The organism is Calothrix sp. CBUCES-K 9914 (assembly GCF_059640475.1).
Genome location: NZ_JBXXZH010000387.1, coordinates 1 through 6,213 on the forward strand (window position 1 = coordinate 1; position 6,213 = coordinate 6,213).

General features: G+C 38.9%; 6 protein-coding genes and 1 pseudogene. 1 reads left to right on the top strand and 6 read right to left on the bottom strand.

Annotated features, from left to right (window positions below; genetic code table 11):
• A partial coding sequence (locus tag AC2JBO_RS41970) for a hypothetical protein (protein WP_496959555.1) occupies window positions 1-228 on the top strand: 228 nt, incomplete at its 5' end.
• A gap of 146 nt (window positions 229-374) precedes the next feature.
• Here the strand turns inward: AC2JBO_RS41970 and AC2JBO_RS41975 are convergent.
• From AC2JBO_RS41975 to AC2JBO_RS42000, 6 genes and pseudogenes are all read right to left on the bottom strand, one after another.
• Entirely contained in the window at window positions 375-1,694 is a 1,320-nt protein-coding gene (locus tag AC2JBO_RS41975) for a PAS domain-containing sensor histidine kinase (RefSeq protein ID WP_496959556.1), read from the bottom strand.
• A gap of 124 nt (window positions 1,695-1,818) precedes the next feature.
• The gene (locus AC2JBO_RS41980; protein WP_496959557.1) at window positions 1,819-3,141 is read right to left on the bottom strand and encodes a sensor histidine kinase; all 1,323 of its coding nucleotides are present in this window, start codon (window positions 3,139-3,141) and stop codon (window positions 1,819-1,821) included.
• 100 nt (window positions 3,142-3,241) lie between these two features.
• A pseudogene (locus AC2JBO_RS41985) lies at window positions 3,242-4,078 on the bottom strand (PAS domain-containing protein); the annotation flags it as partial.
• Window positions 4,044-4,256 carry a hypothetical protein gene (locus tag AC2JBO_RS41990; protein ID WP_496959558.1) on the bottom strand — a complete coding sequence of 71 codons (213 nt, stop codon included), beginning with the start codon at window positions 4,254-4,256 and terminating at the stop codon, window positions 4,044-4,046. The pseudogene AC2JBO_RS41985 and the gene AC2JBO_RS41990, both read right to left, overlap by 35 nt.
• Before the next feature lie 6 nt (window positions 4,257-4,262).
• A complete protein-coding gene (locus AC2JBO_RS41995) occupies window positions 4,263-4,832 on the bottom strand; it encodes a chemotaxis protein CheB (RefSeq protein WP_496959559.1) in 570 nt (189 codons plus the stop codon).
• 34 nt (window positions 4,833-4,866) lie between these two features.
• Window positions 4,867-5,889, bottom strand: coding sequence for a chemotaxis protein CheB (locus AC2JBO_RS42000; RefSeq protein WP_496959560.1), 1,023 nt, complete (start codon window positions 5,887-5,889; stop codon window positions 4,867-4,869).
• Window positions 5,890-6,213 lie beyond the last annotated feature (324 nt).

Sequence of the window (6,213 nt, forward strand, 5' to 3'; positions counted from 1 at the left end):
TTGGGTTGTTCTCTCTTCCTTTGTGTCCTTTGTGCCTTTGTGGTTCTTTTTTCTAACACCCCAGAATTAATGACACAGACCACTACTGGTTCATGTCCGACGTTTTGGTGTGTTGGAAAAACGAACCGCAAAGAACGCAAAGGGCGCGAAGGAAGAAATAAGAAGAAAGAACACACCAGAATTAATGACACGAACCACTACTCAACAATATTCTCTGCGGTTTATTAAATAAATATTGTTAGCAACAAACCACCAAGAACACAAAAATAAGAAAGAAGGTTTTTATAAAAGATAAGCTTATTGATATAGATTCTTCGCTACGTGACTAATAACATTTTACGCTCTCTTAACACTCAGCACTCAGCACTCAGCACTCAGCACTCAGCACTCTTTACTTTTCTTGGTAGTTCGACGCGAAAAGTTGAACCTTCTCCTAGTTGACTTTGAACGCTGATAGTTCCACCCATTAGTTTGAGTAGTTGGTCAACTATCGCTAGTCCTAAACCTGTACCTCCCTGTGTACGACAATAGGTTTGGTTTATTTGGCGAAATTCTTGAAATATGTGTCTTATATCGCTAGAGCTAATACCTATACCTGTGTCTCGCACTATTAGAGCAATGCGGTCTTCAGGTAGTTCAAATACTTCAAGTACTACACTACCTCTATCGGTAAATTTGATTGCATTGTCAACTAAATTAACTAGAATTTGACGAATACGGTCGCTATCACCGATTATGGCTGGGTTTTGTAGTTTAATATTTACAGTTAAAGATAATTTTTTACGTGAAGCTTGGTGTTGCATTTGTTGAACAACTCCTTGAACAAGTTCCGCTAAGTTGAACTGTCGGGAGTTTAAATTTAACTTCCCTGATTCTAAGGCTGTAAAATCGAGAATATCTTCGATTAATTCGAGCAAATGCTTGGCATTGGTAGAAATTCGCTCCACCATGTTCTTTAACTGCGGCGCCAAAAGCTGGTATGGTTGGCGTAGAAGCAGTTGAGTAAATCCTAAGATTATATGCATTGGAGTACGCAGTTCATGAGACATCATCGCCATAAACTGTGACTTCAAACGTGCTGCTTCTTGAAGCTGTACATTCTCTGCTTGCATTGCACGCAATTCTTCAGCTTGTTTACGCGCGCTAACATCACGTATCAACCAGTGTAAACGAACTTCATTATCAAGGTTTTCTACAGTGTTGACACTGATTGCTGCAAAAATTTTTTGACCATCTTTTTTGCAGAAAACAACTTCCCAATCTTTTAATGTTTGCTCGTGAGGCAGTCTTACTAACTGAGCATGAAATGCATGACGCTCATGTTGAGGTAAAAAATCAATCAACGATTTGTTTACCCAGTCGCTATGTGAAAATTGAAATAAAACTGTAGCAGCTCGATTAGCATCTATAATATTGCCATCTATGTCAGTTATAAAATAAGCATCAGGAGCAAAATTGAACAAATCGCGATAGCGTTGACGTTCAATTTCGACGTTCCGGTAAAAGTCCGCTAATTGTTCTTTTTGATTTAATAACTCATCGTGTCTAACTCGCAGTTCAGCTAAAGCATCGTGAATTTGGTCGAAAGCTTGCACCAACAAACCCTTTCCTAGCGGTGAAGATTCAATGACCCCTTGGTTAAGTGTCTCCATCCCTCGCTGAACTGCATTTATTTGTCGAGCAAATCTATCCATGACTTACATACCTACATTCCGCTATCTCCCCTTCATCTACAAGCGTAACCGCACAACCTACCTATCAGACTCTATCTATAGTCAAACTATCGTCAACGCTGAAAGGTAGAAATATGAATTATCTTTAAGCTTGGTTGCGGACTACCTTGGGTAACTCAACGCAAAAAGTAGAACCTTCACCAGTTTTACTATTGACAGAAACACTACCTTGCATCAACCGTACCAAATGGTCTACGATTGCTAGTCCTAATCCAGTACCATTGTATTTACGTACTGTAGTTTGATTTATTTGTCGGAATGCTTGAAAAATATATATTAAATCTTCTTCTGATATTCCAATTCCGGTATCACAAATACAAATTAATAATTTATCTAACGGTAGTTCTGTAACGTTAATATTTATGCAGCCTTTGTCTGTAAATTTAATACTATTATCAATTAGATTAACTAAAATTTGCTTAATCCGAATGCTATCATTCACAACTATCTTATCTTGTAATTCGATATTTAAGTTAAGTATTAAATTCTTTTTTTCTGCAATTGGACGCAATTCATTTGTTGTTGATGTAACTAACTCTTTTAAATTAAATTTTTGCAATTGTAGCTTTAATCGATTCGACTCTAACTTGGAAAGGTCGAGCATATCCTCAATTAAAGCTAACAAGTGTTTACCATTATTAATAATTTTTTCTAGCATCATCGGTGAATTCGATGAAGACCACTGCTGAACTTGACGCTGGAGTAAGCTAGCAAAGCCTAATATAGCATGTAAGGGTGTACGCAATTCGTGGGACATTGTTGCGACAAATTGCGATTTCAACTTGGCTGCTTCTTCGAGTTGTAAATTTTGGATTTGTACCGCGCGCAATTTTTCTTCTGTTTGCTTACGTTCTGTAATATCTCGTAACATCCAACGCCAACCTTGAACCTTACCTCTTTCATCTGTTACTGTAGTTATACTGATAGAAACATCAATTATGTTAATATGTCGTGGTTGTATGCGAGTCTCCCACTCAGAAACTCGCTCACACTCATATAGTTGCAACAGCAAAGAACGAAACGCACGACGTTCTGATTCTGGAATAAAATTAATTAGAAGCTTGCCTTCGAGGAAATGCTTGGGAATATTGAGCATTTCGGCAGCAGCGTTGTTTGCCGTTTGGATTTTTCCTTCGGTGTTTGTTACTATATATCCATCCGGCGCCAAGTCAAAAAGTTCTTGGTAACGCTGTCGTTCTTGAGCTAATGAATAATGCGCTTGTGCTAACTGATGATTTTGCGCGCGTAATTCCTCCTCTGCCACCTGCAACTCTTCTAAAGCAACGTGAAGTTCCTCAACAGCTTTGACTAATAAATCTTCTTCATGCAAAGGTAATTCATTGATCTGTTGATTGATTGCTTGTGTATTTTTGTATACTTTTTGTATTTTTTGATTAAAATCATGCATATTAATTTACCTGAATCACCCCCAACATCTATAAAGTTATTAATAGTAGTGGTTTAATATATCTATCTGTAGAGGAAGTTATATAGTCGTTATAGGTACACTATTCATCTACCTTTTCGCGCTCTTCCATGAGCAGTATTACCCCTTGAATATCTGTCCCTATGCGTAGAAGTGGAGTGCAGATGACATGGCACTGTATCGTGCGACCCCGACGATTTCTAGCATTGAGTAAAATTTCGTAACAATCAGATTGTCCAGCGAAAATTTCGCGTAGAGGTATTCTTAATGGTTCGAGTGGTAAACCAATATCTAAACTCATGAAGTTTTGTAACAAAACTTCATCGTTACGCAGACCCCACAAATCTTCTGCTTTGCGGTTCCAAATTAGAATATGAAAATCGGGGCTAAGAACAACTACACCAGCGCGTAAACTGGTAAGTATCGATTCGAGAAAGCCGTTAACGCGGTTGAGTTCATCGCTACGCTGACGTAATTCTTCGTTAATTGTCTGCAATTCCTCGTTGGTTGATTGCAGTTCTTCGTTCATGGTTTCGAGTTCTTCGTTGGTTGACTGAAGTTCTTCGTTGGTTGTTTCAAGTTCCTCTACAGTTGATTGTAGTTCCTCATTGGTTGTTTCTAATTCTTCATTAGTCGATTGAAGTTCTTCGTAAGCTGTTTCTAACTCTTGATTTGCGTGTACTAATTCATTTTGTAATTGTTTGAACCGGGTAACATCGGTAAATACAATTTTTACACCAAGTAGTTCCTCAGTATCGTTATGTAATAATGGTATAATTTGTACATCAAAATATCGTATTTCTCGTTCTGAGTCAGGATGCTCGACATCTTTTAAAGTGATGCTGCGACGATTACTACGAACTTGGTCGATACGTGAGCGTAATTCAACAGGACGGTAAGAAAGTTCTAAACTCATCAGGGTGTACTTCTAAGTAATCGAGATAATCATTGTAATTATCCAAACCTACAACTTGCATCCGCTTATTTATACGCCGACTTAAACTTGTGCGTTTATAGCCACTAAAGTCAAAACCGCGATTACGTCGGATGTATTCTAATAAGGCTTCTAAATCTGGGTCTTGTTCGGTAGAGGTCATAAAAAATTAATCGGCAACCAATTTTAATAAATTAGGAGCAATCTCCTCTAAAGGCAGTATAAAATCTACACATCCAGTTTGAATAGCATTAGCAGGCATACCAAAGAATTGTGAAGTTGCTTCATCTTGAGCAATAACTTGACCACCCGCGCGTTTTACAGCCATAACACCATCTGTACCGTCTTTATCCATACCAGTTAAGACTACAGCAATAACTCGTTCTTGAAAACTAGCAGCAGCAGATTGAAACAATATATCCGCAGCAGGACGCACATGACGTACTTTTTCAGCGTTTGATAAAGATAGTGTAGCATCTGACTTAACAACTAAGTGCTGATTAGGAGGCGCCACATACACTATCCCAGAAGTTAACAAATCTAACTCAACCGCCTGTTTTACCAACAAAGGTGTACGTCGGTTAAGGATTTCGGCGAGACAAGTCTGATAATTTGGGTCAAGATGCTGCACCAGCGCGATAGGTGTAGCAAAGTTTGCAGGTAAGTTTGATAATATTGTACTTACAGCTTTAATTCCACCAGCAGACGCTGCTAGCACCACTAAGCAGTGCTTACTCATTTCTTGGTTTTCGATTATTAGACGGTTGATTTATCTAGCTTACGGTTGTTTCTTCTTCGTCGTTGGCGCCACCGTTTTGAATAAGTACGCTACGAATAACATCAGCGCGCGCTTCGGTGTCTAATGCATCTTGTTCCAAACGTTGTGCAGATAAATTTTGGTTACGGTCTCGCATCCTTTTAGACATACGACGAGCTAGCGAAGCTTTTTCTTCTAATGCCCGAAATGCAATCCATAAAGCATCTTCTAGTGCATCAGATTGCTTCGCGAGCAAAGTCTCTGGAGAATAAGCATGACCAGTACGGCAGCGGAACCGAAACATACCTTCTTCTTGTAGTTCCCAAAGACTACCGCCACAATCTGGACAACTATACCCTGATGGGTTGCCAGGTTTATCGTCTGAGTGAAGCCTTGTTACACTAAATTCTGCCATATCACTTTCGTAGTTCATTAATTCAGGAACTTGCTGTTGCTTTTTAGTATTGACTGGTGTGTTTACTAAATTTATTAGTAAAGATGGAATCGATGATAAAGGTACAACGTGGTCGATGTCGTCAACATTCTCAATTGCACTAGAAGGCATTCCGTTGTATAGTGCGTCCAAAGGGTCTTGAACAACAGCTAAACCACCTCTTATTTTTACTGCCGCTAATCCTGCTGTACCATCATCAAGCGCACCCGTCAATATTACACCTATGACTCTGCCATCGTAAGCGCGCGCTGCAGTGCGAAAGGTGGGGTCAATAGCTGGACGATGATTATTTTCTTTTGGTCCACGAACTAAATTAACATAACCAGATTTTACGATTAAGTGATAACCCGGAGGTGCCACATAAATTTGCCTTGGTAATATCACTTCTCCGTCTTTTGCATGATGCGCTGGTAAACGTTGTGCTCGGTTCAGAATTTTTGGTAGCACACTTGTACCGTCAGAAGGTACATGAAGGATTACAAATATAGTAGCATCTAGGTCAGACGGTAAATTCTTGACTAAATAACTCAGTGCTTCAACTCCTCCTGCCGATGCTCCGACAACGATGACATCGTGATTGGGCATATTGTATTATTTCTCCTTTACAGCAGTATCCTTGAGATATAACAACACTGCTTAAAGTAAGCTAGCAGAATACAACTAACTTAATCACCTAGCTCAAAGATGATTTTTATAAACAAGTCATCTACTGAAAGTTATAAATTTATAATTTTTGTAAGATTTTGCAATCCGAAATTAATCCCCCCAACCCCCCTTAATAAGGCTTTCAAGGGTAGGTTTTTTTTAATCTCGAAAATACTTGAGAAAATTCTCAACTACTTAACAAGGTTTCGTTGTTTCAGGATTTGGGCGCCCGCTGAAATAGGCAAAAAACGACCAAATTCAAAA